Genomic DNA, 24,465 nt, shown 5'->3' with positions numbered 1-24,465 from the left:
CTTCAAGGCATGATCTCGGAAAGCCGCTGCCCGGTCGCGGAGGGCGAGCTCGCCGTCCGCATCGGTGGCGAGGGCCCGATGCTGCTGCTCATCCCCGGGGGCACCGGCGGCGCGGACTCGCTGCGCGCGCTCGTCAAGCAACTGCAGACGGACCACACCGTGGTCACCTACGACCGGCGCGGCCACTTCGCCAGCACCGACACCACCACGGGCCCGGTGCCGGTTTCGCTGCATTCGGACGACGCGCTCGCCGTGCTCGACCATGTCGGCGCCGGCCCGGTCCCTGTGTTCGGCACCAGCGCCGGCGCGCAGATCGGCCTCGACCTCGTGGGGCGCCACCCCGACCGGGTTTCCGTGCTCGTCGCGCACGAACCGCCCGCGGTGCAGCTGATGCCCGACGCCACGGGCTGGCTCGAGGCCGCGAACGACCAGATCCGGCTGGCCCGTTCGGGTGATCTGATGGGCGCCGTCACGCGCTTCTCCGACGGCATCGCTGGCGCGGCGCTGCCCGATCTGCCCAATCTTCGTCTGCCGCACGAGGCCGACTGGCTGCGCCTGTTCGACCGCGAGCTCGCCGAGTTCTTCGACTACCTGCCGGACCTGCGCGCCCTGCGCCGCGCGAGCACCGAGATCGTTCCCGTCGCCGGCGAAGCCAGCCGCGGCCGCTACCACTACCAGCCGGCGAAGATCCTGGCGCTCGAGCTGGGCCTGCCGTTCGTCGAGGTCCCCGGCGCGCACCTGGCGCCGCAACGCAACGCGCCGAAGTTCGCGGCCGCCCTGCGCGAGCTGCTCGCGTCGGCGCAGGCCTGACCGCTCACCACGTCACGGGCAGCTCGGCGAACGCCGTGTGCCCGACGTCGGCGCGCAACCGCGGGTCGTCGGCCGGCACGGCGAGGCGCAGGTCCGGCACCAGCCGCGGCAGGGCCGTGAAGACCGCCTGCAGCTCCAGCCGGGCCTGCGGAGCGCCGAGGCAGAGGTACGGGCCGTGGCCGAACGCGCGGTGACCGGCGGTGGGGCGGGCGGCGGCTCGAGCCGTGGGTCGGCGAAGAGCCGCTTGACCTCCGCACGACCCACGGCTCACTCACGCCGCACGCAGCCGGTTGCGGTAGACGAACATTGCCAGCAACCCGGCGCCGATCACGGCCCAGCCGACGGGCTTGCCCACGGCCAGGAACGTCGTGGTCGGCAGGGAGATCGCCAGCACCAGCAGCACCGCCGCGTGGAGGGCGAGAACCCCGCCGAGCAGAGCCGTCATCACGGTGATCCCCCTGCGCTGAGCCGGTGCGGGCGTGGGACGGCCCGTGAACCGGAGACCCAGGAGCAGCAAGGGCTTCCCGACCACCGCCGAGCCGATCAGCACGATCCCCACCGGCCCGGTCAACACGGCGTCCTGCAGCTTCAGCACGAGCTCGTTGCCGCCCGTGAGCCCCAGGACCACGAGCATCACCACGAACCCCGCGATCGCCACCACCCCGACCGGATCCAGCCGCCGCCGGACGGCGAACTCGCCGACCGTGACGAGCAGCGGGATGGCCGCGGAGATCGCCAGCGCCACCACCTCGCTCGCCACGACAGGCTTCAGCACCACGTACACCACCAGCGGCAGCGCGATGTTCAGCACCAGGCTCGGCAGCAGCCGGCGCAGCAGTTCGGGTTTCACGAGCAGGTCCTCCCCTTCGGTGATTCGGACCTGCTCAGCGTGGCTTTCGGCGCCCCCTCACCGCGTCGGCTCCAGGGTGGGAAATCCTTCTCCACCCACGGGTCTACGCGGCCGCCGGCTCCGCGGAACGGCGTCGCAGCAGGCCCGCGCCCGCGGCCACGACCAGCAGCCACAGGAACACCCCCGGGGCCAGCGTCTGACCCGCCAGTCCCAGCGTCAGCGGGATCGCCAGGCCCGGGATCACCGTCACCACGGCCCACTGGACCCCGCGGCCCGCCGCCAGCCCGGCGAGGGAGCCGATCACCGCGAACGCCGCGATGCTGCCGCACAGGAGCCAGCGCGTGGACGTGGGGAGATGGCCCTCGGAGACCGACTCGACGGCGTCGCCCAGCGCCCCCGCGAACGCGGCCAGCAAGCCGGCCACCAGGCAGTGCAGGGGCAGCAACAGGCGCGGCCCGAGAGCGTCGGCGGCCAGGTACGGAATGCCACCGAAGCCCTGGTTGAGCGAGGTTCCCCAGAGGGTCGCGAGCAGGGCCAGCGCGGCGATCACCGTCAGGAACACGCGGGAGTGGTTCCATTCGGGGATTGCGGCCATCGCGTCGGTGACGTTGAGGACGCCTTCGCCGAGCACGATGATCGTGAACAGGCCCAGCCGTTCGCCGAAGTGCACGGTGTCGAGGCGGGCGAGCGTCGGGCGCGGGCGGGGGCCGTCGCGGTGCGCGAGCTTCGCGGTGATGTTGGCGACGAGCCGGTCGCCGGAAACCGCGAACGTGATCACCAGGTCGAGCGCCAGCCCCAGCGCCCACAGCCCGTAGCGCCACGGCGAGTCGACCCAGAGCGAGGCCACCCACGGCACCACGCCGAACCCCAGCTGAGCCACCGGCCAGTCGACGATCACGCGCACACCGCCGCGGCGGCTCTCCCACACGCGGTCGGCCAGGGCGCGCACGGCGATGTAGGCGATGGCGAACACCTTCGCGTGCTCGCCGTGGATGCCCTCCACGGACGCGGCCATGAACGCGAGCCCGGCCATCGCCAGCAGCACGGGCATCGTGCGGGCGGCGCCCTTCGCGACGTTGCCGTAGACGGTGAAGCACATCCACGCCGTCCAGAAAGCCAGGAAGCACACCACATACAGTCCGACGTCGCCCCAGGACGTGCTGCCGTGCACCAGGTGCGCCAGCTGCGCGACCCCGGCCACAGCCACCAGGTCGAAGAACAGTTCGAGCCAGGAGGCGTGCCGCTCCTCGCTCTTCTCGATCGTGGTCATGGCCGACAGTATGGCCGCGGCCCGCGGATCTACACCCGAGGGTTGACGACTCCCGCGTACACCGCCGATATCGTCGGCCGGGTGTCCGACGCACCCGTGAACAGCGCCGACCACCGCGTCCAGCGGCTGGTCTCGGTGCTCATCCTGGTGCTGCTCACGTGGCTCGCGGCGAAGTCCGAACCACGCCCCGCGCTGCACGGCCAGGGGCTCGGGGTGCTGCTCGGCCTGCTCGGCGTGCTGCTCGGCGGGGCGATGCTGATGTACGGCGTGCAGCAGTGGCGGCTGCCGGTGCCGGTCGAGATCGGCTTGTTCCTCCTCGTGCTGGCCAGCTCCGTGACGCTGGTGTGGCTCGAGCCCAACGGCACGGGGTTCTTCGGCGGGTTCCTGCTGGCGGCCACGGCGTCGGCGCGGCTGGCTCCGCGCAGGGGCGGGATCGTCGCCGGCCTGGTCGTGGCGACGCTCGTGGCGGCGAGCCTGTTCGGCGCGCGCCACGAGGCCGTTCCGACGCTGCTGAGCGCGTTCGGCGTGCTGGCGTTCTACCGCCTGGGCGTCTACATGCGGAAGCTGCGTGAACGCACGGAGGAGCTCGAACAGACCCGCGCGGCCCAGGTCCGGGCGGCGGCGCTGGCCGAGCGGCAGCGGCTCGCGCGAGAGATGCACGACGTGCTCGCCCACTCGCTGTCCGGTCTGCTGCTGCACCTCGAAGGAGCCCGGCTGCTGTCCGTCCACAGTGGAGCGGACCCGCGGCTGACCGACACCGTGGAACGCGCCCACCAGCTCGCGCAGAGCGGGCTCGCCGAGGCGCGCCAGGCGATCGGCGCGCTGCGCGGCGAGGACCTGCCGGGCCCGGAGCGGCTGCCGGTGCTGGCGGCGGAGTTCGAACGCGACACCGGGATCCCGTGCGAGGTCACCGTGAGCGGGCAGGCGCCGGAGCTGGCCGCGCAGACGCGGCTGACGCTGTACCGGGTGGCGCAGGAGGCGCTGACCAACGTCCGCAAGCACGCCGACGCCGAGCGCGTGGACCTGCGGCTGAGCTACGAACCGGGCGGCACGCTGCTGACCGTCGAGGATCTCGGCAGCCCGGGCGCGGCACCCGGCGACCACGGTTACGGCGTGAGCGGCATGCGCGAGCGCGCCGAGCTGCTGGGCGGGCAGCTCGAGGCCGCGCCGACCGGCACGGGGTTCCGGGTGAGCCTGTGGGCACCGGCGTGATCCGCGTGCTGGTGGCCGACGACCAGCGCGTGGTGCGCGACGGCCTGTCGATGCTGCTCGGGCTGCTCCCGGGCGTCGAGGTCGTCGGCACGGCGGCCGACGGCGACCAGGCAGCCGAGCTGGCCGGGCAGCTGAAGCCGGACGTCGTGCTGATGGACCTGCGCATGCCGCGCTGCGACGGGATCGAGGCCACGCGCCGCATCCGCGCCCGCGACCACGACGTGCAGGTCGTCGCGCTCACCACGTACGCCGACGACAAGTCCGTGCTCGACGCGTTGCAGGCCGGCGCCCGCGGCTACCTCACGAAAGACGCCGGGGCCGACGACATCCGCCGCGCCCTGGGCCAGGTGACGCGCGGCGCGGCCGTGATCGACCCCGCGGTGCAGCACCACCTCGTGGACGCGCTCACGGCCGGCGCGCCCCGCCCGCCGTCCGCCGAAGCGCCCGACGGCCTGACGCCACGCGAGGTGGACGTGCTGACGTTGATCGCCGACGGCCTGTCCAACACCGAGATCGCGCACCGGCTCTTCGTCGCCGAAGCCACGGTGAAGAGCCACATCAACCGCATCCTCGGCAAGATCGGCGCACGTGATCGGGCGCAGGCCGTCGGATACGCCTACCGCCACGGGCTGACTTCGGGCTGAGGCCGCCGTAGAGTCGGCCCATGGCTGAGGTGCTTCCGTGGCTGCTCGACTCCGACCCGGCGCTGCGCTGGCAGGTCGAACGCGACCTCGCGGGCTCGCCACCGGAGGTCTGGGAGGCGACGCGCGCCCGCGTCGCCACGGAGGGGTTCGGCGCGCGGCTGCTCGCCCTGCAGGACCCGGACGGCCAGTGGGCCGGCGGCGCGTTCTTCCCCGCCGAGTTCCAGGGCTCGCCGGAAGACGGCCAGCCGTGGACCGCGACCACGTGGTCGCTCAACTCGCTGCGCGACTGGGGCCTCGACGCGTCGGTGCTCAACGGCACGGCCGAACTGCTGGCGCGCAACAGCCGGTGGGAGTACGAGAACCTGCCGTACTGGGACGGCGAGGTCGACGTCTGCATCAACTCGTGGACGCTGTCCAACGGCCTGTGGCTGGGCGCCGACGTCCACGGCATCGCTAGGTGGTTCATGGAGCACCGGTTGGTCGACGGCGGCTGGAACTGCCTCTGGGTCGAGGGAGCCGAGCGCTCGTCCGTCCACTCGACCCTCAACGCGCTGAAGGCCTTGCTGGACTACGAGAAAGCCGGCGGTCCGGTGGGCTCTGTCGACGACGCGCGCCGCGGCGGCGAGGAGTACCTGTTGTCCCGCAGCCTGTTCCGGCGGCTGTCGACGGGTGAGCCGATCGCGCCGTGGGTCCGGCACTTCGGCTACCCGTTCCGCTGGTTCTACAACCTCCTCAACGCGGCGGACTACTTCCGCGCCGCCGCGCTGTTCGACGGCACCGCCCCGGATCCGCGGATGGCCGAAGCCGTCGAGATCATCCGCACGGAACGGCAGCCCGACGGAACATGGCTGCAGGCCCGGCGTCATCCTGGTGAAGTCTGGTTCGAGATCGACGTGCCGGGCGGGGAACCGTCGAAGTGGCTGACCTTTCATGCGATGCGGGTGCTGGATTGGTGGGACTGTCGCGACCGGACGGACGCGCGCACACTGACTCGATGAGACACTCCTTCCTCACCGAACCTCCCCCGGGCCTCGCCGTCGAAGCGGTGTACGGCGAGGACCTCGGTTCCGACGGGTACGTCAACAACCTCACGCGCGTGTGGGCCTGGCGGCCCGATGTGCTCGTCGCGTTCAGCGAACTGCGCGCGACACTCATGGGTTCCTCGGGCCTGTCCGCGCGGGAGGCGGCGGTGCTGGTGGCCGCCACTGCGGCCGCGCGCGGCGACTCCTACTGCGCACTCGCGTGGGGCGCCCGGCTGGCGAGCCTGACCGACGACGCCACCGCGGCGGCCGTGCTGCGCGGCGAGCCGGCGCAGGTGTCCGAACGGGAGTCGGCGCTCGCGGGGTGGGCCCGAAAAGTCCTCGGCGACCCGAATGCGACGACTGCCGAGGACGTGGCCGCGCTGCGCGCCGCCGGTCTGGACGACCGCGAGATCTTCGAGGCCACCACGTGGATCGCGCTGCGGCTGGCGTTCGCGACGGTCAACGACGCCCTCGGCGCGGCTCCGGACCCCGAGCTGCGCGCGAAAGTCCCCGCCGCGGTTCGGGCGGCGGTCACGTTCGGCCGGTGACTGTTCACTCGTGCGGGTGCGAGGACGCGTCCGCCCCTGCCGCGCCCGGCTCGGCGGTGTAGGCCTGAGGAGGTCGCCGCCGAGGGGAGTGAGCATGAAGCTGGGTCGGGCGCTCGTACTGGCCGTTGTCGTCGCTGTTCCGCTCGCCGCACCTGCCACAGCCACGCCGCCGGACGCCGCCACGGCCCAGGTCGCGCAGGCGGTGCGCGCGGGCACGCTGGGCCAGGACCACGGCGTCGCCGACTCGTGCACCGGGGTCGTACAGGGGCACCAGGTGGATCTCGGCTGCCTGACGAACGTCGTCACGCGCGACAAGGCGTCGGCCGATCCCCTCACCACCCCCGCGCCGGCCGGGTTCTCGCCCGCCGATCTGGCGCGCGCCTACCACCTGCCGGACGCGAAGACCGGCGAACGCGGCATGGTGACGATCGTCGGCATCGGCGCGTACCCGACGCTGGAGGCCGACCTCACGACCTACCGCGGCCAGTTCGGCCTGCCCGAGTGCACCACGGCCGACGGCTGCCTCAAGATCACCGACTACCACGGCGGGCCGGCGCTCAAGCCCGTCGACGGGCTCGGCGAGATCGAGGAGGCCTACGCCACCGAGACCGCGCTCGACGTCGACCTCGCCTCCGCCGCGTGCCCGATGTGCCGCATCACCATGGTCCAGATCCCGATGGACGTCGGGCGCCTGCTCAACGCCGTGCTGCTGCAGCTGCCCGGCCAGCTCGCCGACGACTTCGGCACCGCCGTGAGCTACGCGGCGAGCCTGCGTTCGAGCGCCGTGAGCATGAGCTACGGCGTGCCCACCGGACTGCAGGGCGACTACCTCGGCGCCGGCGCGCCCGCCGTGGCGCTGCACCACCCGGGCATGGCAGTGGTCGCCGCGTCCGGCGACAAGGGTTATCTCGGCGGGCCGCAGCTGTGGCCGCAAGAACTGCCGTGGGTCACGTCGGTCGGCGGCACGTCGCTGAGCGGCTCCGGCGGCTCGTTCGTGCAGAAGGCCTGGGGCAGCCTGTTCACCCCACACGGCGAGCAGCAGCGCTGGGTCGGCGCCGGCAGCGGCTGCGCCCTCGACCTCGGTCCCGCGCAAGGCCAGCCGGCCGCCATCGCCGCCAACTGCTCGGGCCACCGCGCGGGCTCCGACGTCTCCGCGGTCGCCGACCCGCTCACCGGCGTCGCCGTCTACCGCTCCTACGCGCCCAACGGCGGCAAAGCCGGCTGGCTCATCGTCGGCGGCACCAGCGCCGCCTCGCCCTTCGTCGCCGGCCTCTACGCCCGCGGCGGTCGGCTGTCCGGTGTGGACGGTCCGAACACCTTGTACAGCGCCCCTCCCGGCACGATCGCCGACGTCTCCTCCGGCTCCAACGCCCAGCACGGCCCCGCCGACTGCGCGCAGTTCAAGCCCGTCGTCTGCTCCGCCGGCCTCGGCTGGGACGGCCCGACCGGTCTGGGCGTCCCGGTGGGACTCGGCGCGTTCTAGCCGGACGAGATGAGGAGGCACCGCTCGACGGCGAACCCGTCGAGCATCGGCAAGAGGGCGGCTTTCGTTGTGGTGCCCCGATTCGCGAGCATCCGCGGATGATCAGCCCTGATCCCCGGCACCCAGCGCGGCTGACAGCGGTGGCCGCGCCTGTGCAGAGAGCTCGCAGTCCTCGGCGATGGCGCCGGAGAACCGGCAGCAGCAGATTTCCTGGGCGGTGATTTGGGCGCCCGGGCGCACTTCGGGACTCTGCTCATGCCCATCAGCCGAGCATGCCGGCGACGACACCGCGGTGCCTCGGCCCCGGACGAGCCGAAGCACCGCGAAGCGTCACACCGCCCGCACGCCGTCCTGCCAGACCTCGCGGACGTTGGCCGCCAGGTCGGCGAAGTCGTACGGATCCCCGGCCACCACCACGATGTCCGCGCGATGACCGGGAGCGAGCCGGCCCAGCTCGCCCTCCATGCCGAGCAACCGGGCGGCCGACGACGTGGTCGCCACGAGCACGTCGGCCGGGCTCATACCGCACGAGCGCATCAGCTCCAGCTCCTCCAGGTTCGTCCCGTGGGGACCCACCCCGCTGTCCGTCCCCATCGCGATCCGCACGCCCGCGGCGACCGCCCGGCGCACCGAGTCGGCGTGGACCTCCGCGACCTCCTTGGCCTTCTGCACCACGGCGTCCGGCAGCGAAGCACCCGCCGCGGCCGCGCGGATGACGTTGACCGGCGCCACCAGCGTCGGCACAAGCCAGGTGCCGCGGGCCAGCATGAGCTCGATGGCCTCGTCGTCGAGGTAGATGCCGTGCTCGATGGAGCGGATGCCGGCGCGCACGGCGTTCTTGATGCCCTCCGCGCCCTGAGCGTGGGCCATCACGGCGCGGCCCTGCATCTGGGCCTCGGTGACGAGGACGTCGAGCTCCTCCAGTGTGAACTGCGAGTGCCGCGGGTCGTCGCGGGGTGACAGGACGCCGCCGGTGGTGCAGACCTTCAGCACGTCCGCGCCGGCGCGCAGCAACGTCCGCGCGACGCGGCGCATCTCGTCCGGGCCGTCGGCCGTCGCGTCGGGGCGGCCGGGGTGGGGCAGCGACAGCGGAAGGCAGTGGCCCGAGGGCATCCAGCCGTCGCCGTGGCCGCCGGTGGGGCTGATCAGGCCGATGGCGATCTGCAGCCGCGGCCCGGGGATCAGCCCGTCGGCCACGGCCTGCTTGATGCCGAGGTCGGCGCCGGCCGCGTCGCGCACGGTCGTGATGCCGAGCTTGAGCGTGGTCCAGAGGTTGCGGGCGGCCTCGTAGAACTGGTACGAGAACGGCTTCTGCACGCGCGGCAGCAACCCGAGGTCCGACACCGTCACGTGCACGTGGCAGTCGAACAAACCGGGCAACAGCGTCGCGCCGGTGCAGTCGACCGAACGGTCGCCGTCGAGGCCGGTGCCGACCTCGACGATCCGGCCGTCCTCCACCACGACGTCGGCCGGGGCGGGGGCGCTGCCGGTGCCGTCGAACACCGAGCCGCCGCTGAACACCGTGCGGGTCATACCGGTTCTCCTGTCTTCACGGGAACACCGGGCCGCGTCACGGCCCGCTCGATGCCGGTGGCCACCGAGAGCACCACGACGTTGGCCGCGAGCCCGATCAGGCCGACGTTCACGGTGCCGGCGAACTGCGTGTCGAAGAAGGTCAGCCAGATGACCACGATCTCGCCGGCGATCAGCCCGGCGAGCACCGGGCCCTTACCGACCGGCACCTTCTTGAGGAAGCCCAGCAGGTTGGCCGGCGCGAGCTGCACCGAGCCGGAGTACGTGAGCAGGAGCAGGTTCGCGAGCAGGTCGGGCCGGAAGATGCCGAGCACCAACGCGAGCGCGCTCGCGAGCACGACCGTGCCGTGGTTGATCCAGAACTGCCTGCGCTCCCCGCGCACCCGCACGATGTTGCGGGCCACCAGCGACGAGATCCCGATGAGGATGCCGGCCGCGGGCACCATCGCGGTGGCCGTGGCCGCCACGACGACCAGCCCCGTGACCCAGCCCGGCAGCGCGTCCTTGCTCAGGGTCAGGAGCACGCCGTTGGGGTCGCTGGTCTTGTCCACCACGAGGATCGCGGCGAACCCGATGATCATCGGCAGCAGCAGGCACAGCTCGTAGATCGGCATCCACGTGTAGTTGCGCCGCAGCACCTTCGGGTCGCGCGCGGCCATCAGCGCGGGCCACGAGTGCGGCAGCGTCATCAGGCCGACGCCGATCGCGCTCACGATCATGCTGGTGATGAACCACGTGTGGTCGTTGCTGCCGGCGTGGATGAACAGCTTCTCCGGGTGCAGCTGCTCGATCTTGTGGAACACGCCCGAGACGCCGCCGGCGAAGTGCGCGGGCACCGCGATGATCAGCACCACGAGGACCACGAGCATGATCGCGTCCTTGAAGTACGACGTCGCCGCCACGCCCCGCAGCCCGGCCCACAGCACGAACGCGACGATCAGCACGCTGCCGAGCACCATGCTCAGGTTGCCCGACGCCGCGTCGCCGGTCACGAGCCGCACGATCAGACCGAGCCCGGTGATCTGCAGCTGCAGGTAGGGCAGCACGAAGATCACGCCGAGCACGGCCGAGAGCGTGCCGAGGAACTTGCTGGAGAAGCGGTCCTCGAGGAAATCGCCCTGCGTGAGGTACCCGCGGTCCTTGCCCATCCGCCACAGGCGTTTGGCCAGGAAGAACAGGACCACGTAGGCGATCGGCACGTATGGCAGCGCGTACATCGCCGCGACGCCGCCGGAGAAGGCGAGCCCCGCCATGCCGAGGAAGGTGAAGGTGGTGAACACCTCGCCGGCCTGCAGGAACCACATCGTGAGCGCGCCGAACTTGCGGCCGCCGACGGTCCACTCGCTGAGATCCGCCGCGGGCTTGCGCCGCCCGACGAAGCCGAGCACGCCGATGAGGACGATGCCGATGAGCGTGAAGGTCAGGATCATCAGTCGTCACCCGCCCCCGCGCGCGCCATCATGCGCTCGCTCAGCAGCAGGGCCGGGGTGAACATGAGGCACCAGAAAGCGCCCCACACCAGCATCTTCGGCAGGCCGAGCCACAGCCCGGTGGAGTTGACGAACGGCAGGAACGGCATGAGGACCAGCGCGATCACCGGGATGATCGGCGGGAGGTGGTAGCTGCGCATGTGATCACGCTGCCAGGACCGCGAGCTGCCGGCACGCCAGCGCGGCGAGCAGGGTCGCGCCGTCGGCGAGCACCGAGTCGTCGAACGCGGCGCGCGGCGAGTGGTTGTTCGGCGCGCCGACTGGATCGTCCGACCGCGACGCGCCGAGGAACACGAACGCGCCCGGCACCTTCCCGAGCACCCGGGAGAAGTCCTCCGACCCCGTCATCGGATCTTCCAGCAGCTCGAACCGTTCCTCGCCGAAGACCTCACGCACCGTGCCGGCGATGAACTCGTGGCCGGAGTCGTGGTTCACCAGCACGGGGTACTCGGCGTCATAGGTGATCTCGACGTCCAGGCCGTGCGCGGCGGCGATGCCCTCGCACACGCGCACGACCTGCGCGCGGATGCGCTCGCGCACCTCCGGGTCGAACGAGCGCACGGTCGCCTCGAACACGGCGTCGTCCGGGATCACGTTGCGCCGCGTGCCGGCGTGGAAGCTGCCGACGGTGAGCACCACCGGCTCGAACGCGCCGAACGCCCGGGTCATGCGCGTCTGGAGAGCGGTGACCATCTCGCACGCGGCCGGGATGGGGTCACGCGAAGCCTCCGGCGCCGAACCGTGGCCGCCGGCGCCGACCACGCGCACCTTCACCGCGTCGGACGCGGCCATGAGCGGCCCGGGCCGGCAGGTGAACAGGCCCCGCGCGTGGCGCGAAGACGAAACGTGCAGCCCGTAGGCGGCGTCGACCTGGCGGCCGGACGCGGTGAGCACGCCCTCGTCGATCATGTAGCTCGCGCCGTCGCAGCCTTCTTCGCCGGGCTGGAACATGAACACGACGTCGCCGGCCAGCTGGTCGCGGCGGCAGACGAGCAGCTGCGCGGCGCCGACGAGCCCGGCCGTGTGCAGGTCGTGGCCGCAGGCGTGCATGGCGCCGTCGATCTCGGAGGAGAACTCCTCACCGGAGGCTTCCGTGACGGGCAGCGCGTCCATGTCGCCGCGCAGCAGCACGGTGCCGCCGGGTCCGCCGCCACCGCGCAGCACGGCAGTCACCGACGACAGGTCGCGGCCGAGGCTGATCTCGAGGCCGAGGCCGTCGAGGGCCTGGAGCACCTTTTCCTGGGTGCGGGGCAGGTCGAGACCGATCTCGGGGGTTCGGTGCAGCGATCGGCGGAGCGCGATGAGGTCGGGGCGGAGCGCTGTGGCGTCGGAGCGCAAGGACATGGGTCTCCCTCGCTGGAACATCGACATATGCTGGCCCGAAGATGATGCGAGTGTGGAACGCTCCTGCCGGCCGGATCGCAGGAATCCGCCAAATCGGCGCCGCGCGGACGAAGGATCGGCCATGTTGAGCGAGAGCGACCTCAAACTCCTCGACGCGCTGCAGACCCGGCCGCGCGCGACGTGGGCCGTGCTGGGCCAGGCGCTGGGCATCGGGGCGGTGACGGCCGCGCGGCGTTGGGAGGCGCTGGTGGCGCGCGGGCAGGCCTGGCTCACCGCGTACCCGGGCGGCGAGCTGGTGGCGCAGCTGGCGCTGGCGTTCGTGGAGATCGACTGCGCGCCGGGTTCGGCTTTGGCGGTGGCCCAGCGCCTCGCGGCCGACCCGCACGTGGCGACGGTGGAGTACCTGGCCGGGCACTGCGACCTGCACATCCACCTGGTGGCGCCAACGCTGCGCGCGATCTCCGACTACGTGCTGCACCGGCTGTCGGCGCTGCCGGGCGTCACGGCGACGCGCACGGTGGTGTCGCCGCGCTTGTTCACCGAGGGCAGCCGGTGGCGCGTCCGCGCGATCTCGCCGGGCGAGCGGGAGGCTCTGGTGTCGCCCTCGGCGCGGACGTCCGGACCTTTGCGCTTCGGCGAGCTGGACCGGGCGCTGATCCTGGCGCTCGGGGAGGACGCCCGGGCGTCGGCCGCTTCGCTGGCGGTGGAGCTGGGCGTGGGCGCGAGCACCGTCCGGCGCCGTCTCGACGCCCTGCTGGCCCGCGGCGCCGTCCGGCTGCGCTGCGAGATCGCGCGGCCCTTGTCCCCCGCGCCCGTCACGGCGATGCTCTGGCTGCGCGTTCCGCCCGACAAGCTAGAGACGACCGCGCGCTCGCTCGCGATGCTGCCGGAGGTACGCATGTGCGCCGCCCTCAGCGGGGCGGCGAACCTGATGCTGGTGGTGTGGCTGGGTTCCCAGCACGACCTGCTGCCGCTGGAGGGTTCGCTCGCGGCCAAGCTGCCGTGGCTGGAGATCGTCGACCGCGCCGTGACACTGCGCGGGATCAAGCTCATGGGCCACCTGCTCGACGACGAGGGCCTCGCCGCCGGCCACCTCCCCCTGGACTTCTGGTCCGCGGTGACGAAAAACCCTTGACCGGTCCGGCGGGTGCGGGGGGATGTGGGAGGGAAGCGCCCGCCGGACCGGCAAGGAACCCGACCCGGCGAGTGGGGGGTGGGTGAAGGAGAGGGAACCTCGCCGAATCGGAGCTTTTTATGGGAGGGTCAGCCGGTTTCCGATGTGGACACGTGGGGCACCGGCAACACACCGGAGAACCGCCCGGAACCTGCTGCCCTTCCGCCGCCCTCACGCCACGGCAGCTCGGCAGCGGTGTCGCGCACCGCGCCGGCCGGATCCTCGCGACCGTCGCGGTCGAAATCCTCGGCGTGGTAAGGGAAATTCATGACTGCTCCTGGATGTTTCCGTGTTCCGTCAACGCCAAGGGTGCTCGCTCAGAAACCGAGCGAGGCACCACACCGCGCCGCCGGTCCGGGCGGCGGAAGCGCAGCACCCGGGTTCCCACCCAATGCCGACCCCGTCGGGCCGTGAACTCCGCGTGGCTCGGGGAGATCCGCATCGAAACTCCTTTTCCAGTCTGGTCGGGTCTGCATCGGCCGGCGCCACGGGTGCCGTGAGGGGGTGTGGCGCCGGGCGGGGGCGGCCCGGGTCCCAGCGGTGCCCGAGCGAGGCACCGCACCGGGCCGCCGGTCCCGGGTCATTCCTTGCAGCGCTTGCCCGTGTTGATGCAGGAGACCACGCGGTTCATCTGGGACTGCGTCATGACGTTGGCGAAGTCGTCGTGATCCGAGCGGGGGTTGTGCTTCTCCTCGGGGAACGCGTCCACTTTGTACTGGCCCTTGACCTGCACGTCGTGTGGGATGTTGTAGACCAGGGTGATCTTCAGCTGCGGCACGGCCTTGAAGCCGCGCTTGCAGTTGCCGTTCGCGTCGGAGAAGACGATGTGGGTGCGGTGGTTGGCGCTGTCGATGTTCTTGCCGTCCCAGCAGTTCGGGAAGGCGTGGATGCGCTCGACCTTGCTGCCGTCGGGGCAGATCGGGTAGTGGTCGGTCAGCCGGTCCTCGAAGCCGGAGCATGTCCAGCTCGCGCGGGCGTTGGCGGGACCGTTGGCGCCTTCCTTCGCGTCACCGTAGAGCACACGCAGGAACCGCGGCATCGCCACGACCTTGCGAGCGCCACCGCTGCCGAAGGACAGCGTCGCGGACACCACGCGCTGGATTTCGCCGTCGTTGCCGGCGACCTCGTTCTCGCCGTTCACGCCCGGGAGCTCAGCGGCCGCGCCGTTGTCCTGCTTCTGCTTCTGGTCACTGGCGCTCTCGCCGGCGTCCGGATCGCTGTTGGCGCCGCCGTTGTCGAGGCCCGTGCTGTCGGAGTCCTGCACGGCGCAGCCGGCCAGCGAGTCCGAGTCTTCCGGCTTCGCGCCCTGCGCGGACATCGTGTCCGAGATCTTCTTCAGCGACGCGGACCGCTTGCCCTTCAACGACTTCAGCACCGCATCGGCGTCCTGCCCGGCCTCGACCTGCTTGTCGGCCTGGTCGACCTGCGAGTCCATCGCGTCGAGCTCGGTGTTGACCGCGTCCATGGCCGCGTCGGGCACATCGGGCAGCTCGCTCGCCACGTCGGGGCACTCGACCTGCGGCTCGGCGGCGTCCTTGGCCGCGTCGGCGCGGTCCGCGGCCACGTCGTCACCCTCGGCCGGGGCGGCGGCTTCCGAAGACGCCGGGGCTTCCTCCTCCTCGTCGTCGGTGTCGATGCGGACCACCGGCCAGTAGTAGGTGGACTTGTCGCCGTTTTTGCACGTCGTGCCGGCGCGGGCGAGGCTGCGGTTGGTCGAGTCGGCGTTCGTGGAAAGGTTGCCGACGTAGTCGTGCAGGTGCTGGGCGCCGTTGCGCACACCCGGCTGCGCGATGAAGTTGTCGGGGTTGAAGTGGCCGTTCTCGTTGCGTCCACAGTCGACGGTGAACGTGCCGCGCGCGCCGCGGTTCTGCGTCCGGCTCACGTTCGAGCCCTTCGGGACCTTGGTGATGTCCAGGAAGAACGACTTGTCGGCCGGGTCGGCGCCGGCGCGGTCGGGCTGGCCGGACGTCGCGTTCACGGCCAGCGCGCCGACCGCGAGGGCCAGGCCGAGCGCACCGGTGACGATCGTGACGCGCTTCGCCGACCGGTGACGGGGATGGTTCCTGGTCATGGTGCTGTGCTCACCTCGTTCGATCCTCCGGGCGCGCCGAACTACGGCCGCGGCCCGGGTGTGAACTACTTGGAGTCGAGACGCTCGGCAGCTCGGATGCGGGGGAATCCGGTGCCGGCACTGGGGAATACGGACGGGAAGGCGAAGTGGTTCAAAAAGAAATCGCCGCGTTATCCGCACGTGATCGGCAGGTCGGCCCCGAAAATCCATAAAGGACAGAGCATTTCCCCAGCGGGGAGGGTCAGCGGTCGACGACCACGAGCAGCGTGCCGTCGTCGGCCCGGACCTCGAATCGCGTGATCTGGCCGGCAGGCAGCGACGTGCCGCCCGTCACCTTCAGCGGGCCCGGCGAGCCGGGGATCCCGTAGCCCTTCGCGGGCACGGACCAGCCCGTGACCGTGCGGATGTCTCCGGCTGAGGAGATGGCGAGCAGCTGGTAGTTCATCGGTCCCGCGACCCCGCTCAGCTCGAGGTCCACGGAACTGCCCCACTCGCGCGGCGTCAAGGACACGCGCGCTGTCACGGCCGAAGCGCCCTGACCAGACGACGTGCCACCACCGGGCGCGGACAGCGAGGAAGACGGCGCCGGCGGGACCGAAGTCGGCGCTGCCAGGCTCACGGTGGGACCCGCGGCGTCGGCTGGGCGCACCGCGAGCGTCACGAGCGGACCCGCCACCACGAGCGCGGCCGCGGCCGCCGCGGCGACGAGCCCGATGCGCCGGCGCCGCTTGCGCTTCACCGTCGCCTCGGCCATCAGCGCGCGCAGCACGCGAGGGCCGGGCGCCAGCGTGCGCCCCGGCGTGACCGGTACCGGCGGCTCCGGCCAGTTCTTCTTCACGAGGTCGAGCACGTCGGGCAGCTGGTGAAGCTCGACGAGGTCGAGCTGGCAATGCGGGCAGTCGAGCAGGTGTTCCTCGAACCGCGTGTTGTCGGCTTCACTGAGCACGCCGAGCACGTACGCGGCAAGGTCGGTGTGCGGGGGTCCGGGCACGGTCACCTCACCCCCGCTCGCGCATGGCCTTCCGCAGGGCGCGGACGGCGTGGTGGATTCGCGATTTGACGGTGCCGGGCGGCACCCCCAGGGTGGCGGCGACCTCGTTCACGGTCCGGTCGGCCAGGTACGTCTGCTGCACCGCCTCCCGGTGCTCGGGCGAAAGCCCTTGCAGCGCCTCGTAGAGGATCATGGCCGCCACCGTCTTGTCCGACTCGTCGGACACGAACACGGAGTCGGACTCGATCTCCTCGAGCTCCTGCGGACGGACACTGCGGCTGCGCCAGCCGTCGATGACGATGCGCCGAGCGACGGTGAACAGCCACGCGCGCAGCATCGCCGGCCTCCGGTCGAGCTTGTCGGCGTTGCGCCAAGCCTTGATCAACGTCTCCTGCACCACGTCCTCCGCCCACTGCCGGTCGTGACCGGTCAGGCGCAGCGCGAAGCCCATCAAGGCTCCGCCGAACTCTTGGTACAACGCTTTGGCCAGGTCGTCATGAACTCCGGGGGTTTCGGTTTCATGATCGTCCGTCGGGCTCAGCGTTCGATTGTGCCGTCCCACGCGGGACATCTTTGTGGCAACGACGCCATTTCGTCCAGTACCAAAATCACAGGCTTTGGTCACGAAAGTTTTTTGAACCGTGTCGAACCTGTGTCCGTATCCCCCGTCGAAGACCCCGACAACGCGCCGTTCCCCCGCGACGCACCGCATTCACCCTGGGCTCACTGTCCACAGTGGATCAACTGCGCCCTTTTCCCGTCGTTCCCCCGCGACGGCGCGCAGTTCCGCCCCCTGGAGGAAGCCGTGAACCGCTTGTTCCGCACAGCGGCACCCCCCGCTGTGTGCCTGGCCGCATTCACAGTATTGACCGCATGTCAGTCCGGAACCGCTCCCGGTGGCTATCTCCCGAGCCCCGCGGGCCCGATGAGCATGCCGATGCAGATGCCGGCCGACCAGACCGACCCGGCGAAAGCCGAGCTGCGGGCCGCCCGCGCGTTCGACCTCGGAGACGTTGTCGTGGACGGTAGCGGTTTCGCCGTCTACCGGTACGACCGCGACAGCGCGAAGCCCTCGCGTTCGCGCTGCACCGACGAGTGCGCCGAGAAGTGGCTGCCTGTGCGTGCCAGTGGTGATGTGAAACTCACCGGCATCGACCGTGATCTCGTGGGCAGCGTCACTCGCCCCGACGGCACGGATCAGGTCACTCTCGCCGGCTGGCCGCTCTACCGCTACACCGGCGACGAGATGCCGGGGCAGACCGCCGGGCAGGGCACCGGCCGCGCGTGGTTCCCGCTGACGCCCGAGGGCGGCAAGATCGAGACCACCACCGATACCTGGCGGGCCGATGCGTTCCGGATCTGATCGCCTCCGCAAGGCCCTGCGTCTCGTGCTTGTCGTGTTCGCCGCGCTCGTGATGGTGCCGGCCCCCGCGTCGGCCCAGACGAGCGTCGACGCCGGGGACCAGCTGCTGCTCGTGAAGGTGCGCCAAGCCGGGCTGTGGGAGATGCCGGCCGGCACGTGGGCCGAAACCCGCGGCGCGGACCCGAAGGTGCGCGAAGTCGGCGCGGCGATCATGGTCGACCACGGCCGGCTCGACGTGCTCACCCGCCAGCTCGCCGCGAAGCTCGGCGTCGTGCTGCCCGCCGAGCCGTCGGCCCAGCAGATGGGCTGGCTCGACCAACTGCAGAAGGCCCCCACCCCGCAGGACTTCGACCGCCTCTTCGCCAACCTGCTGCGCGCGGCCCACGGCCAGGTGTTCTCCGTGATCGCCCAGGTCCGCGCCGGCACCCGCAACCCCGAGATCCGCGCGTACGCGACCGTCGCGAACCAGGCCGTGCTGCGGCACATGACGCTGCTGGAGAGCACCGGTTACGTGGACTTCTCCGCGCTGCCGTCGAGCGCGGTGGCCGATTCCGCGGCGCCCGCCGGCAGCGCGCTCGACCTCCGGACCTCCGACGTGCTCACCGCCGCACTGCTCTTCGTGCTGGTCGGCGGCGCGACGCTGCTCGGAGTCCGCTACGCGAAGTCGGGCCGCCTGCGCGGCGGCCGGCTCCGTCCGAACTCAGGAGAAACCCATGGTTGACACCGTCCACGAGGCGGTGACCACCCTCGCTCAGCAGTCCACCGATCCGGCCGCACGCGGCATCGCGGCGCTCTCGGCGAGGCTGTCCTACGCGTTCATGTGCCTCACGCTGTGCTGGGGCGTGCTCACCGCCACGGGCTGGGTGCGCTCGGTCACTGGTCGCAAGGCGCTGCGCAGCGGCCACCTGACGCTGTCGACGCTCGCGCTCGCGTTCGGCTGTCTCCACGCACTGGGGTTCCTCTACCTCACCGTGAACCCGTTCTCGCTGGCCTACATCACGGTCCCGTTCATGCCGGGGACGCTCGCGCGCCACACGTTCGGCATCGTCGGGCTGGAGCTGATGCTGGCCATCGCGCTCACCACCTGCGTGCAGCGCTGGACGTCGTACCGGCGTTGGCTTTGGCTGCACCGGCTGGCGTACCCGGCCGTCGCGCTTACCGCGCTGCACGCGTTCCTGGGCGCGATCGCCAACGGTCACCTCGCCGCGATGTGGCTCGTCGGCATCACCCTGCTCGTCCCCCCGGTCACGCTGGCGCTGCTGCGGTTCCTGCCGCCGCGGACGCTCGAGCGGATCGGGCTCGTCGAGGAGCAGGTGGCGTGAAACTCCCCGGCAGCGGGCCGCGCGTGAGTGTCGACAACGACCGGTGCGAGCTCTACGGAATCTGTGCGATGGAGGCCCCCGGCCTCTTCGACCTCGGCCGGGACGGGCGCCTGCGCTTCCGCAAGCGCCTGCTCGAGCCCGAAGACATGACCCAAGCGATCGCCGCGGCCCGGGTGTGCCCGATGCAGGCGGTCGTGCTGAGAGGGGAACTTGATGGCTGACGGCGACCGGATCGTCATCGTCGGCGCAGGTGTCGCCGGCCTGCGCGCGGCGGAACGACTGCGTGAGCTCGGCTTCGACGGCGAGATCGTGGTGGTGGGCGACGAGGCCCGCCGCCCGTACCACCGGCCGATGATCTCGAAGCAGCTCGTGATGGGAGCGGCGCGACCGCCGGACACCACGCTGCGTGCCTACGGCGACCTCGACGTCCACTGGCGCCTCGGCACGCGCGCGACGCACCTCGACACCGTCGAGCGCGTCGTGCACCTGCCCGGCGGTGAATCGCTTTGGTACGACGGGCTCGTGCTGGCCACCGGCGTCGTGCCGCGGCACCTGCCCGGCTCGCCGCGCCACGACCCGCGCGTGCGGGTACTGCGCACGATCGACGACGCGCTGGCCGTGCGGCACTGCCTGCACGCGAGCAACAAGCCGGCCGTGGTGATCGGCGGCGGCCTGATCGGCAACGAGTTCGCCGCGAGCATGCGCCACCTCGGCCGCGACGTCACGCTCGTCGGCCACGCGAAGGCGCCGCTGCACCGCTTCGGCAGCCGGATCTCCGACGCGGTGGTGAAGCTGCACAAGGAGCACCGGACGAAGCTGGCGATGGGCTCGGAGGTGCGGCACTGGATCAGCACCGACGACACCGTCGGGCTGCACCTGACGAACAACAAGCTGCTCGTGGCCAGCTGCGTGGTGCTCGCGATCGGCAGCGTCCCCGCGGTCGACTACCTGCGCGGCTCAGGCCTCGACGTCGAGGACGGTGTCCTGTGCGAGCCGACGCTGTTCGCCGAGGGCGCCGACGACGTGGTGGTGGCGGGTGACCTCGCGCGCTGGCCCAACCTGCGCTTCGACGAGGTGCCGCGCCGCGTCGAGCACTGGATCAACGCCGTGGAGTCGTCGCGCGCGGCCGCGGAGAACCTGATCGCGGGCCGGTCGGCGGCCACGCCGTTCGCGCCGCTGCCGCGGGCGTGGTCGACGCTCTACGACGTACGGCTGCAGATGGCGGGCATGCCCTCGCTCGGCGAGGACACCGTGTCGCTCGCCGACGGCATCACCGGGTTCATCCGCGCGGGGCAGCTCGTGGGCATCACGGCGTGGGACAAGCCGCGCGCGATGCTCGACTGGACAGCCGAGCTCGACCGGCGGCTGCCGGTGCCGGAGTACACGCCGTCCTTGGCCTCACCCGAGCCCGTCGAGACCTGGCCCGACGAGCAGTTCGACACCGATGAGCGGTTCTACCCCGACGAGAGGTTTGACACCCAGGAGTTCTACGCGCAGTTCGCCGACGAGTTCGACGCCGCGGAGGACTTCGCTCGGTGAGAGCCGGGGGTGGCCGCGCGCGGCGGCCGCCCCCTTCCACCGGTCACCACACCGTCCCAGCGGCTGGGCGGTGTGGTGACCGGCCCTTCGGTTTTCAGACGCGGCTACAGCCGTTCGACGATGGTGACGTTGGCGGTGCCGCCGCCTTCGCACATCGTCTGCAGGCCGAACCGCGCGTCCCGGCGTTCGAGCTCGTGCAGGAGCGTGGCGAACAGTTTCGTGCCCGACGCGCCGATCGGGTGGCCGAGCGCGATGGCGCCGCCGTTCACGTTCACGCGGTCCGGGTCCGCGCCGGTCTCGTCGAGCCACGCGAGCACGACGCTGGCGAACGCCTCGTTGACCTCGAACAGGTCGATCTCACCGATCGTGAGGCCGGTCTTGCGCAGCGCGTGCGCGGTCGCGGGGATCGGTCCGGTGAGCATCCAGACCGGATCGGCGGCGCGCACCGAAAGGTGGTGAATGCGCGCTCGGGGCTTGAGCTTGTGCTCCCGCACGAACGCTTCCGAGGCCAGCAGCGTCGCGCTCGCGCCGTCGGAGAGCTGGCTGGAGACGGCGGCCGTGATGCGGGAGCCGTCGGAGAGTGGCTTCAGCGAGGCCATCTTCTCGAGGCTGGTGTCGCGGCGGGGACCTTCGTCCACGCGAAAGTCACCGTAGGCCACGAGTTCGGCGTCGAAGCGCCCTTCGTCGATGGCGGCGGCCGCGCGTTCGTGGCTGCGCAGCGCGAACTTCTCCAGCTGCGCGCGTGAGAGGTCCCAGTGGCGCGCGATGAGGTCGGCGCTGCGGAACTGCGACACGTCCTCGGCGCCGTAGCGCTCCTGCCAGCCTTTCGAACCGGAGAACGGGTCGGGGAACCCCAGCTCGCGCCCGGCGAGCATCGCCGAGCCGATCGGCACGGCCGACATGTTCTGCACCCCGCCCGCGAGCACGAGGTCGGCGGTGCCGCTGAGCACGGCCTGCGCAGCGAAGTGCACGGCCTGCTGGCTCGAACCGCACTGGCGGTCGACCGTCACTCCCGGCACGTGGTCGGGGAACCCGGCGGCGAGCCACGCGGTGCGCGCGAGGTTGCCGGCCTGCGGCCCGAGCGTGTCGACGCAGCCGAGGATCACGTCGTCGACCAGCGCGGGGTCCACGCCTGTGCGATCGACGACCGCTTTGATCACGTGCGCGCCGAGGTCGGCCGGGTGCACCGCGGCGAGCGCGCCGCCGCGCCGGCCGACGGGCGTGCGCACGGCGTCGAGCACGTAGGCCTCAGCCACGGCGCCTCCGTTTCGCGATGCCGTCGAGCAGGATGCCGAGGTACTGGTCGGCGACGTCGTGAGCGCTCAGCGCGCCTTCGGGGTTGTACCAGCGCACGGCGACCCAGACCGTGTCGCGGATGAAGCGGTAGACGAGCTCCACGTCGAGGTCGGGGCGGAAGACGCCGGCCTCGACGCCATCGGTGAGGATGCCGTTCCAGAGCTTGCGGAACTCGGCGTTGCGGTCGTTGAGGTACGCGAAGCGCGGCAGCTGCATGAGGTGCTGGGCTTCGTTCTGGTAGATCGCGACCTCGGCGGGACGCCGGTGGATCGAGTCGAACGAGGCGACGACCACGGCTTCCAGCGTCTCGCGCGGGCCTTTTCGCTCCGCGACGATCTCCGCGTAGGCCCCGAACAGCTCGTCGAGGAAGCCGGACAGGATCTCGTCGGCCATCGACTCCTTCGAGTCGAAGTGGTGGTAGAGGCTGCCGGACAGGATGCCCGCGGCGTCGGCGATGTCGCGGACCGTAGTGGACACGTACCCGCGCTCGGCGAACAGCTTCGCGGCGAGCGCGAGCAGCTCGGCTCGCCGGGATCCGGGGGCGTTCTTCACTCGTTCCACCTCACGCGTGCTGGGCACTGACCGACACCACCTCGCCGGTGAGGTACGAGGCGTACTCACTGGCCAGGAACACCATCACATTCGCGACCTCCCACGGCTGCGCCGCCCTCCCCGAGATCTCGCGCGCGGTGAGCTCGGCGAGCAGCTCGTCGCTGGTCACCTTCGCGAGGTTGGCGTGCATCGCGAGGCTGGGCGCGACGGCGTTCACGCGCACGTCGTACGGCGCGGCGTCCACGGCGGCGCAACGTGTCAGGGCCATCACCCCGGCTTTGGCGGCGGCGTAGTGGGCTTGGCCCTCCTGCGCGCGCCAGCCGAGCACACTCGCGTTGTTGACGATGGCGCCGCCGGTGCCCTGTTGCGCGAACCGGCGCAGGGCGGCGCGCGTGGCGCGGAAGGTGCCGGTGAGCGTCACGTCGAGCACGCGGGACCACTCGTCGTCGGTCATGTCGAGGATGGAGGCGGTACCGCCGAGGCCGGCGTTGTTGACGAGCACGTCGAGGCGGCCGTAGTGCTCGACGGCCGCGTCGATGAGGTGCTGCACGTCTTCTTCGCGGGTGACGTCGCAGGGCACGCCGGGGACGCCGAGGTCTTGCGCGGTCTGCTTGAGGCGGCGTTCGTGGCGGTCGCTGATGAGGACGTGCGCGCCTTCTTCGAGACAGCGTTTCGCGGCGGCCGAGCCGATGCCTGTGCCGGCGGCCGCGGTGACCACGACGACCTTGTCCTTGAGCAGGTTGTTGCCACTGGGGTACTTCGGGATGGTGATCACGGCCGCGCCTCCCGGGGCAGGCCGAGCACGCGCTCGGCGATCACGGTGCGCTGGATCTCGTCGGAGCCGCCGTAGATCGTGTCGGCGCGGGAGAAGAGGAACAAGCGTTGCCAGCGGTCTTCGGTCGCGACCAGGCCCGCGGCGCCGCGCACGAGCATGGCCAGCTCGCCCAGCTTGCGGTGCCAGCCGGCCCAGACCAGCTTCGCAACGGAGGCGGCGCCGGGTCCGCCGGGGGCGCGCAGCGCGTGCGCGTGCATGACCTCGAGGCCCACCCACGCCCGCGCGATGGCCTCGGCGACGTGCGGATCCCTTGCCACGCCGGACGTTTCGGCGAGTTCCGTGATCGCCTCCAGCTCCCGCCGGAATCCGACCTGCTGACCGAGCGTGGCGACGCCGCGTTCGAACCCGAGCACGCCCATCGCGACCCGCCAGCCGTCGCCGGGCGCGCCGATCACGAGATCCTTGGCGGTGCGGGCTTCGGTGAAGAAGACCTCGTTGAACTCGGCGGTGCCGGTGAGCTGGCGGATCGGCCGGACTTCCACGCCGTCCTGGTGCATCGGGATGAGCAAGAAGGACAACCCGTGGTGGCGCTTGCTGTCCGGCTCGGTGCGGACGAGCGCGAAGCACCAATCGGCGACGTGGGCCAGCGACGTCCAGACTTTTTGGCCGGTGATCACCCATTCGTCGTTGCGGAGTCGCGCTTTCGTGGCGACCGCGGCGAGATCGGACCCGGCGCCGGGTTCGGAGTAGCCCTGGCACCACAGCTCGTCGACCGCGAGGATCTTCGGCAGGAACCGGCGTTGCTGGGCTTCGGTGCCGAACGCGATGAGCGCCGGCCCCAGCAGCTCCTGCCCGAGGTGACCCACCCGCGCGGGCGCGTCTGCGCAGGCGTACTCCTCGTGGAACGCGACCTGCTGCTCGATCGTCGCGCCGCGCCCGCCGTGCCCTGGGGGCCAGCCCAACCCGTTCCACCCGGCGGCGCCGAGTTTCCGTTCCCAGGCCCGGCGTTCCTCGAACGCTTCATGCTCCCGGCCCGGCCCGCCGAGACCCTTGAGCGCGGGGTCGAGGTGCTCGGCCAGCCAGGAGCGGATCCGCATCCGGAACTCGTCCACCGCGTTCTCCTCTCTGGCCCCGGGGCTCGTCCGTAGGTTACCCTACCAAGCACTTGCTAGGGAG

General features: G+C 71.4%; 27 protein-coding genes. 12 read left to right on the top strand and 15 right to left on the bottom strand.

What is annotated here, in order from left to right:
- Window positions 1–9: 9 nt before the first annotated feature.
- Window positions 10–810 carry an alpha/beta fold hydrolase gene (locus tag K1T34_RS30870; RefSeq protein ID WP_220238275.1) on the top strand — a complete coding sequence of 267 codons (801 nt, stop codon included), beginning with the start codon at window positions 10–12 and terminating at the stop codon, window positions 808–810.
- A 4-nt stretch (window positions 811–814) separates the two neighbouring features.
- On the opposite strand, the gene K1T34_RS30865 is transcribed toward K1T34_RS30870, so the two are convergent.
- The 3 genes from K1T34_RS30865 to K1T34_RS30855 all read right to left on the bottom strand — a co-directional run bounded on the left by K1T34_RS30865 (window position 815) and on the right by K1T34_RS30855 (window position 2,930).
- On the bottom strand, window positions 815–1,081 hold the full coding sequence (locus K1T34_RS30865) for a hypothetical protein (RefSeq protein WP_220238274.1): 267 nt from the start codon (window positions 1,079–1,081) through the stop codon (window positions 815–817).
- A complete protein-coding gene (locus tag K1T34_RS30860; RefSeq protein WP_220238273.1) occupies window positions 1,082–1,660 on the bottom strand; it encodes a VC0807 family protein in 579 nt (192 codons plus the stop codon).
- A 103-nt stretch (window positions 1,661–1,763) separates the two neighbouring features.
- Window positions 1,764–2,930, bottom strand: coding sequence for a low temperature requirement protein A (locus tag K1T34_RS30855; RefSeq protein ID WP_220238272.1), 1,167 nt, complete (start codon window positions 2,928–2,930; stop codon window positions 1,764–1,766).
- Between the two features lie 81 nt (window positions 2,931–3,011).
- On the opposite strand from K1T34_RS30855, the gene K1T34_RS30850 reads away from it, so the two are divergent.
- The 5 genes from K1T34_RS30850 (at window position 3,012) to K1T34_RS30830 (ending at window position 7,839) form a co-directional block, all read left to right on the top strand.
- Window positions 3,012–4,142, top strand: coding sequence for a sensor histidine kinase (locus K1T34_RS30850; protein WP_220238271.1), 1,131 nt, complete (start codon window positions 3,012–3,014; stop codon window positions 4,140–4,142).
- On the top strand, window positions 4,127–4,786 hold the full coding sequence (locus tag K1T34_RS30845) for a response regulator transcription factor (RefSeq protein WP_266118359.1): 660 nt from the start codon (window positions 4,127–4,129) through the stop codon (window positions 4,784–4,786). Before K1T34_RS30850 ends, K1T34_RS30845 begins: the two co-directional genes overlap by 16 nt.
- Before the next feature lie 20 nt (window positions 4,787–4,806).
- Window positions 4,807–5,784 carry a squalene cyclase gene (locus tag K1T34_RS30840; RefSeq protein ID WP_220238270.1) on the top strand — a complete coding sequence of 326 codons (978 nt, stop codon included), beginning with the start codon at window positions 4,807–4,809 and terminating at the stop codon, window positions 5,782–5,784.
- Window positions 5,781–6,356: a carboxymuconolactone decarboxylase family protein gene (locus K1T34_RS30835; RefSeq protein WP_220238269.1), complete on the top strand. Its 576-nt coding sequence runs from the start codon at window positions 5,781–5,783 to the stop codon at window positions 6,354–6,356. Before K1T34_RS30840 ends, K1T34_RS30835 begins: the two co-directional genes overlap by 4 nt.
- A gap of 94 nt (window positions 6,357–6,450) precedes the next feature.
- Window positions 6,451–7,839, top strand: a complete 1,389-nt coding sequence (locus K1T34_RS30830; protein WP_220238268.1) for a S8 family serine peptidase — start codon at window positions 6,451–6,453, stop codon at window positions 7,837–7,839.
- Window positions 7,840–8,169: 330 nt separating this feature from the next.
- On the opposite strand, the gene K1T34_RS30825 is transcribed toward K1T34_RS30830, so the two are convergent.
- The 4 genes from K1T34_RS30825 to K1T34_RS30810 are packed head-to-tail and all read right to left on the bottom strand — an operon-like array spanning window position 8,170 to window position 12,206.
- Window positions 8,170–9,372, bottom strand: coding sequence for an amidohydrolase family protein (locus K1T34_RS30825; protein ID WP_220238267.1), 1,203 nt, complete (start codon window positions 9,370–9,372; stop codon window positions 8,170–8,172).
- Window positions 9,369–10,802, bottom strand: a complete 1,434-nt coding sequence (locus K1T34_RS30820; protein ID WP_220238266.1) for a sodium:solute symporter — start codon at window positions 10,800–10,802, stop codon at window positions 9,369–9,371. Before K1T34_RS30820 ends, K1T34_RS30825 begins: the two co-directional genes overlap by 4 nt.
- Entirely contained in the window at window positions 10,802–11,002 is a 201-nt protein-coding gene (locus K1T34_RS30815) for a hypothetical protein (RefSeq protein ID WP_220238265.1), read from the bottom strand. The genes K1T34_RS30820 and K1T34_RS30815 overlap by 1 nt, the downstream gene beginning before the upstream one ends.
- A gap of 4 nt (window positions 11,003–11,006) precedes the next feature.
- A complete protein-coding gene (locus tag K1T34_RS30810; RefSeq protein ID WP_220238264.1) occupies window positions 11,007–12,206 on the bottom strand; it encodes a M20 family metallopeptidase in 1,200 nt (399 codons plus the stop codon).
- A 121-nt stretch (window positions 12,207–12,327) separates the two neighbouring features.
- Here K1T34_RS30810 and K1T34_RS30805 point away from each other — a divergent pair, with 121 nt between their 5' ends.
- Window positions 12,328–13,341, top strand: coding sequence for an Lrp/AsnC family transcriptional regulator (locus K1T34_RS30805; RefSeq protein ID WP_220238263.1), 1,014 nt, complete (start codon window positions 12,328–12,330; stop codon window positions 13,339–13,341).
- Between the two features lie 128 nt (window positions 13,342–13,469).
- On the opposite strand, the gene K1T34_RS30800 is transcribed toward K1T34_RS30805, so the two are convergent.
- The 4 genes from K1T34_RS30800 to K1T34_RS30785 all read right to left on the bottom strand — a co-directional run bounded on the left by K1T34_RS30800 (window position 13,470) and on the right by K1T34_RS30785 (window position 16,893).
- Window positions 13,470–13,649 (bottom strand): hypothetical protein, encoded by a 180-nt coding sequence (locus K1T34_RS30800; protein WP_220238262.1) that lies wholly within the window; start codon window positions 13,647–13,649, stop codon window positions 13,470–13,472.
- A gap of 311 nt (window positions 13,650–13,960) precedes the next feature.
- Window positions 13,961–15,451, bottom strand: a complete 1,491-nt coding sequence (locus tag K1T34_RS30795) for a DUF1996 domain-containing protein (protein ID WP_220238261.1) — start codon at window positions 15,449–15,451, stop codon at window positions 13,961–13,963.
- Window positions 15,452–15,692: 241 nt separating this feature from the next.
- Window positions 15,693–16,442 (bottom strand): anti-sigma factor, encoded by a 750-nt coding sequence (locus K1T34_RS30790; RefSeq protein WP_220238260.1) that lies wholly within the window; start codon window positions 16,440–16,442, stop codon window positions 15,693–15,695.
- Between the two features lie 7 nt (window positions 16,443–16,449).
- Window positions 16,450–16,893: a sigma-70 family RNA polymerase sigma factor gene (locus tag K1T34_RS30785; protein ID WP_255637685.1), complete on the bottom strand. Its 444-nt coding sequence runs from the start codon at window positions 16,891–16,893 to the stop codon at window positions 16,450–16,452.
- On the opposite strand from K1T34_RS30785, the gene K1T34_RS30780 reads away from it, so the two are divergent.
- The 5 genes from K1T34_RS30780 to K1T34_RS30760 are packed head-to-tail and all read left to right on the top strand — an operon-like array spanning window position 16,864 to window position 20,666.
- A complete protein-coding gene (locus K1T34_RS30780) occupies window positions 16,864–17,805 on the top strand; it encodes a hypothetical protein (RefSeq protein WP_255637684.1) in 942 nt (313 codons plus the stop codon). The two genes, K1T34_RS30785 and K1T34_RS30780, sit on opposite strands and share 30 nt — an antisense overlap.
- Window positions 17,789–18,526 carry a DUF4142 domain-containing protein gene (locus K1T34_RS30775; RefSeq protein WP_220238258.1) on the top strand — a complete coding sequence of 246 codons (738 nt, stop codon included), beginning with the start codon at window positions 17,789–17,791 and terminating at the stop codon, window positions 18,524–18,526. The genes K1T34_RS30780 and K1T34_RS30775 overlap by 17 nt, the downstream gene beginning before the upstream one ends.
- A complete protein-coding gene (locus tag K1T34_RS30770) occupies window positions 18,519–19,127 on the top strand; it encodes a ferric reductase-like transmembrane domain-containing protein (protein WP_220238257.1) in 609 nt (202 codons plus the stop codon). The genes K1T34_RS30775 and K1T34_RS30770 overlap by 8 nt, the downstream gene beginning before the upstream one ends.
- Window positions 19,124–19,348 carry a ferredoxin gene (locus K1T34_RS30765; RefSeq protein WP_220238256.1) on the top strand — a complete coding sequence of 75 codons (225 nt, stop codon included), beginning with the start codon at window positions 19,124–19,126 and terminating at the stop codon, window positions 19,346–19,348. Before K1T34_RS30770 ends, K1T34_RS30765 begins: the two co-directional genes overlap by 4 nt.
- Window positions 19,341–20,666, top strand: coding sequence for an NAD(P)/FAD-dependent oxidoreductase (locus K1T34_RS30760; protein ID WP_220238255.1), 1,326 nt, complete (start codon window positions 19,341–19,343; stop codon window positions 20,664–20,666). Before K1T34_RS30765 ends, K1T34_RS30760 begins: the two co-directional genes overlap by 8 nt.
- Window positions 20,667–20,770: 104 nt before the next feature.
- Here the strand turns inward: K1T34_RS30760 and K1T34_RS30755 are convergent, their stop codons facing one another.
- From K1T34_RS30755 to K1T34_RS30740, 4 genes are read right to left on the bottom strand one after another with little or no spacing between them, the layout of a single operon-like run.
- On the bottom strand, window positions 20,771–21,922 hold the full coding sequence (locus K1T34_RS30755; protein WP_220238254.1) for an acetyl-CoA C-acetyltransferase: 1,152 nt from the start codon (window positions 21,920–21,922) through the stop codon (window positions 20,771–20,773).
- Window positions 21,915–22,514: a TetR/AcrR family transcriptional regulator gene (locus tag K1T34_RS30750; RefSeq protein ID WP_220238253.1), complete on the bottom strand. Its 600-nt coding sequence runs from the start codon at window positions 22,512–22,514 to the stop codon at window positions 21,915–21,917. The genes K1T34_RS30755 and K1T34_RS30750 overlap by 8 nt, the downstream gene beginning before the upstream one ends.
- A gap of 10 nt (window positions 22,515–22,524) precedes the next feature.
- Window positions 22,525–23,289, bottom strand: a complete 765-nt coding sequence (locus tag K1T34_RS30745) for an SDR family oxidoreductase (RefSeq protein ID WP_220238252.1) — start codon at window positions 23,287–23,289, stop codon at window positions 22,525–22,527.
- Window positions 23,286–24,386, bottom strand: a complete 1,101-nt coding sequence (locus K1T34_RS30740) for an acyl-CoA dehydrogenase family protein (protein WP_220247499.1) — start codon at window positions 24,384–24,386, stop codon at window positions 23,286–23,288. The genes K1T34_RS30745 and K1T34_RS30740 overlap by 4 nt, the downstream gene beginning before the upstream one ends.
- Window positions 24,387–24,465 lie beyond the last annotated feature (79 nt).

This window comes from Amycolatopsis sp. DSM 110486, from assembly GCF_019468465.1.
Taxonomy (GTDB): domain Bacteria; phylum Actinomycetota; class Actinomycetes; order Mycobacteriales; family Pseudonocardiaceae; genus Amycolatopsis.
The sequence above is the reverse complement of the archived record's forward strand: the minus strand, read 5'-3'. Positions and strand labels throughout refer to the sequence as shown.

What these genes read in the sequence shown, in the direction of transcription:
- K1T34_RS30870 (WP_220238275.1), top strand. Translation starts at nt 10, where the DNA reads ATGATCTCGGAAAGCCGCTGCCCGGTCGCGGAGGGCGAGCTCGCCGTC.
- K1T34_RS30855 (WP_220238272.1), bottom strand. Translation starts at nt 2,930, where the DNA reads ATGACCACGATCGAGAAGAGCGAGGAGCGGCACGCCTCCTGGCTCGAA.
- K1T34_RS30840 (WP_220238270.1), top strand. Translation starts at nt 4,807, where the DNA reads ATGGCTGAGGTGCTTCCGTGGCTGCTCGACTCCGACCCGGCGCTGCGC.
- K1T34_RS30835 (WP_220238269.1), top strand. Translation starts at nt 5,781, where the DNA reads ATGAGACACTCCTTCCTCACCGAACCTCCCCCGGGCCTCGCCGTCGAA.
- K1T34_RS30830 (WP_220238268.1), top strand. Translation starts at nt 6,451, where the DNA reads ATGAAGCTGGGTCGGGCGCTCGTACTGGCCGTTGTCGTCGCTGTTCCG.
- K1T34_RS30825 (WP_220238267.1), bottom strand. Translation starts at nt 9,372, where the DNA reads ATGACCCGCACGGTGTTCAGCGGCGGCTCGGTGTTCGACGGCACCGGC.
- K1T34_RS30820 (WP_220238266.1), bottom strand. Translation starts at nt 10,802, where the DNA reads ATGATCCTGACCTTCACGCTCATCGGCATCGTCCTCATCGGCGTGCTC.
- K1T34_RS30815 (WP_220238265.1), bottom strand. Translation starts at nt 11,002, where the DNA reads ATGCGCAGCTACCACCTCCCGCCGATCATCCCGGTGATCGCGCTGGTC.
- K1T34_RS30810 (WP_220238264.1), bottom strand. Translation starts at nt 12,206, where the DNA reads ATGTCCTTGCGCTCCGACGCCACAGCGCTCCGCCCCGACCTCATCGCG.
- K1T34_RS30805 (WP_220238263.1), top strand. Translation starts at nt 12,328, where the DNA reads ATGTTGAGCGAGAGCGACCTCAAACTCCTCGACGCGCTGCAGACCCGG.
- K1T34_RS30800 (WP_220238262.1), bottom strand. Translation starts at nt 13,649, where the DNA reads ATGAATTTCCCTTACCACGCCGAGGATTTCGACCGCGACGGTCGCGAG.
- K1T34_RS30795 (WP_220238261.1), bottom strand. Translation starts at nt 15,451, where the DNA reads ATGACCAGGAACCATCCCCGTCACCGGTCGGCGAAGCGCGTCACGATC.
- K1T34_RS30785 (WP_255637685.1), bottom strand. Translation starts at nt 16,893, where the DNA reads ATGGGCTTCGCGCTGCGCCTGACCGGTCACGACCGGCAGTGGGCGGAG.
- K1T34_RS30775 (WP_220238258.1), top strand. Translation starts at nt 17,789, where the DNA reads ATGCGTTCCGGATCTGATCGCCTCCGCAAGGCCCTGCGTCTCGTGCTT.
- K1T34_RS30770 (WP_220238257.1), top strand. Translation starts at nt 18,519, where the DNA reads ATGGTTGACACCGTCCACGAGGCGGTGACCACCCTCGCTCAGCAGTCC.
- K1T34_RS30760 (WP_220238255.1), top strand. Translation starts at nt 19,341, where the DNA reads ATGGCTGACGGCGACCGGATCGTCATCGTCGGCGCAGGTGTCGCCGGC.
- K1T34_RS30740 (WP_220247499.1), bottom strand. Translation starts at nt 24,386, where the DNA reads ATGCGGATCCGCTCCTGGCTGGCCGAGCACCTCGACCCCGCGCTCAAG.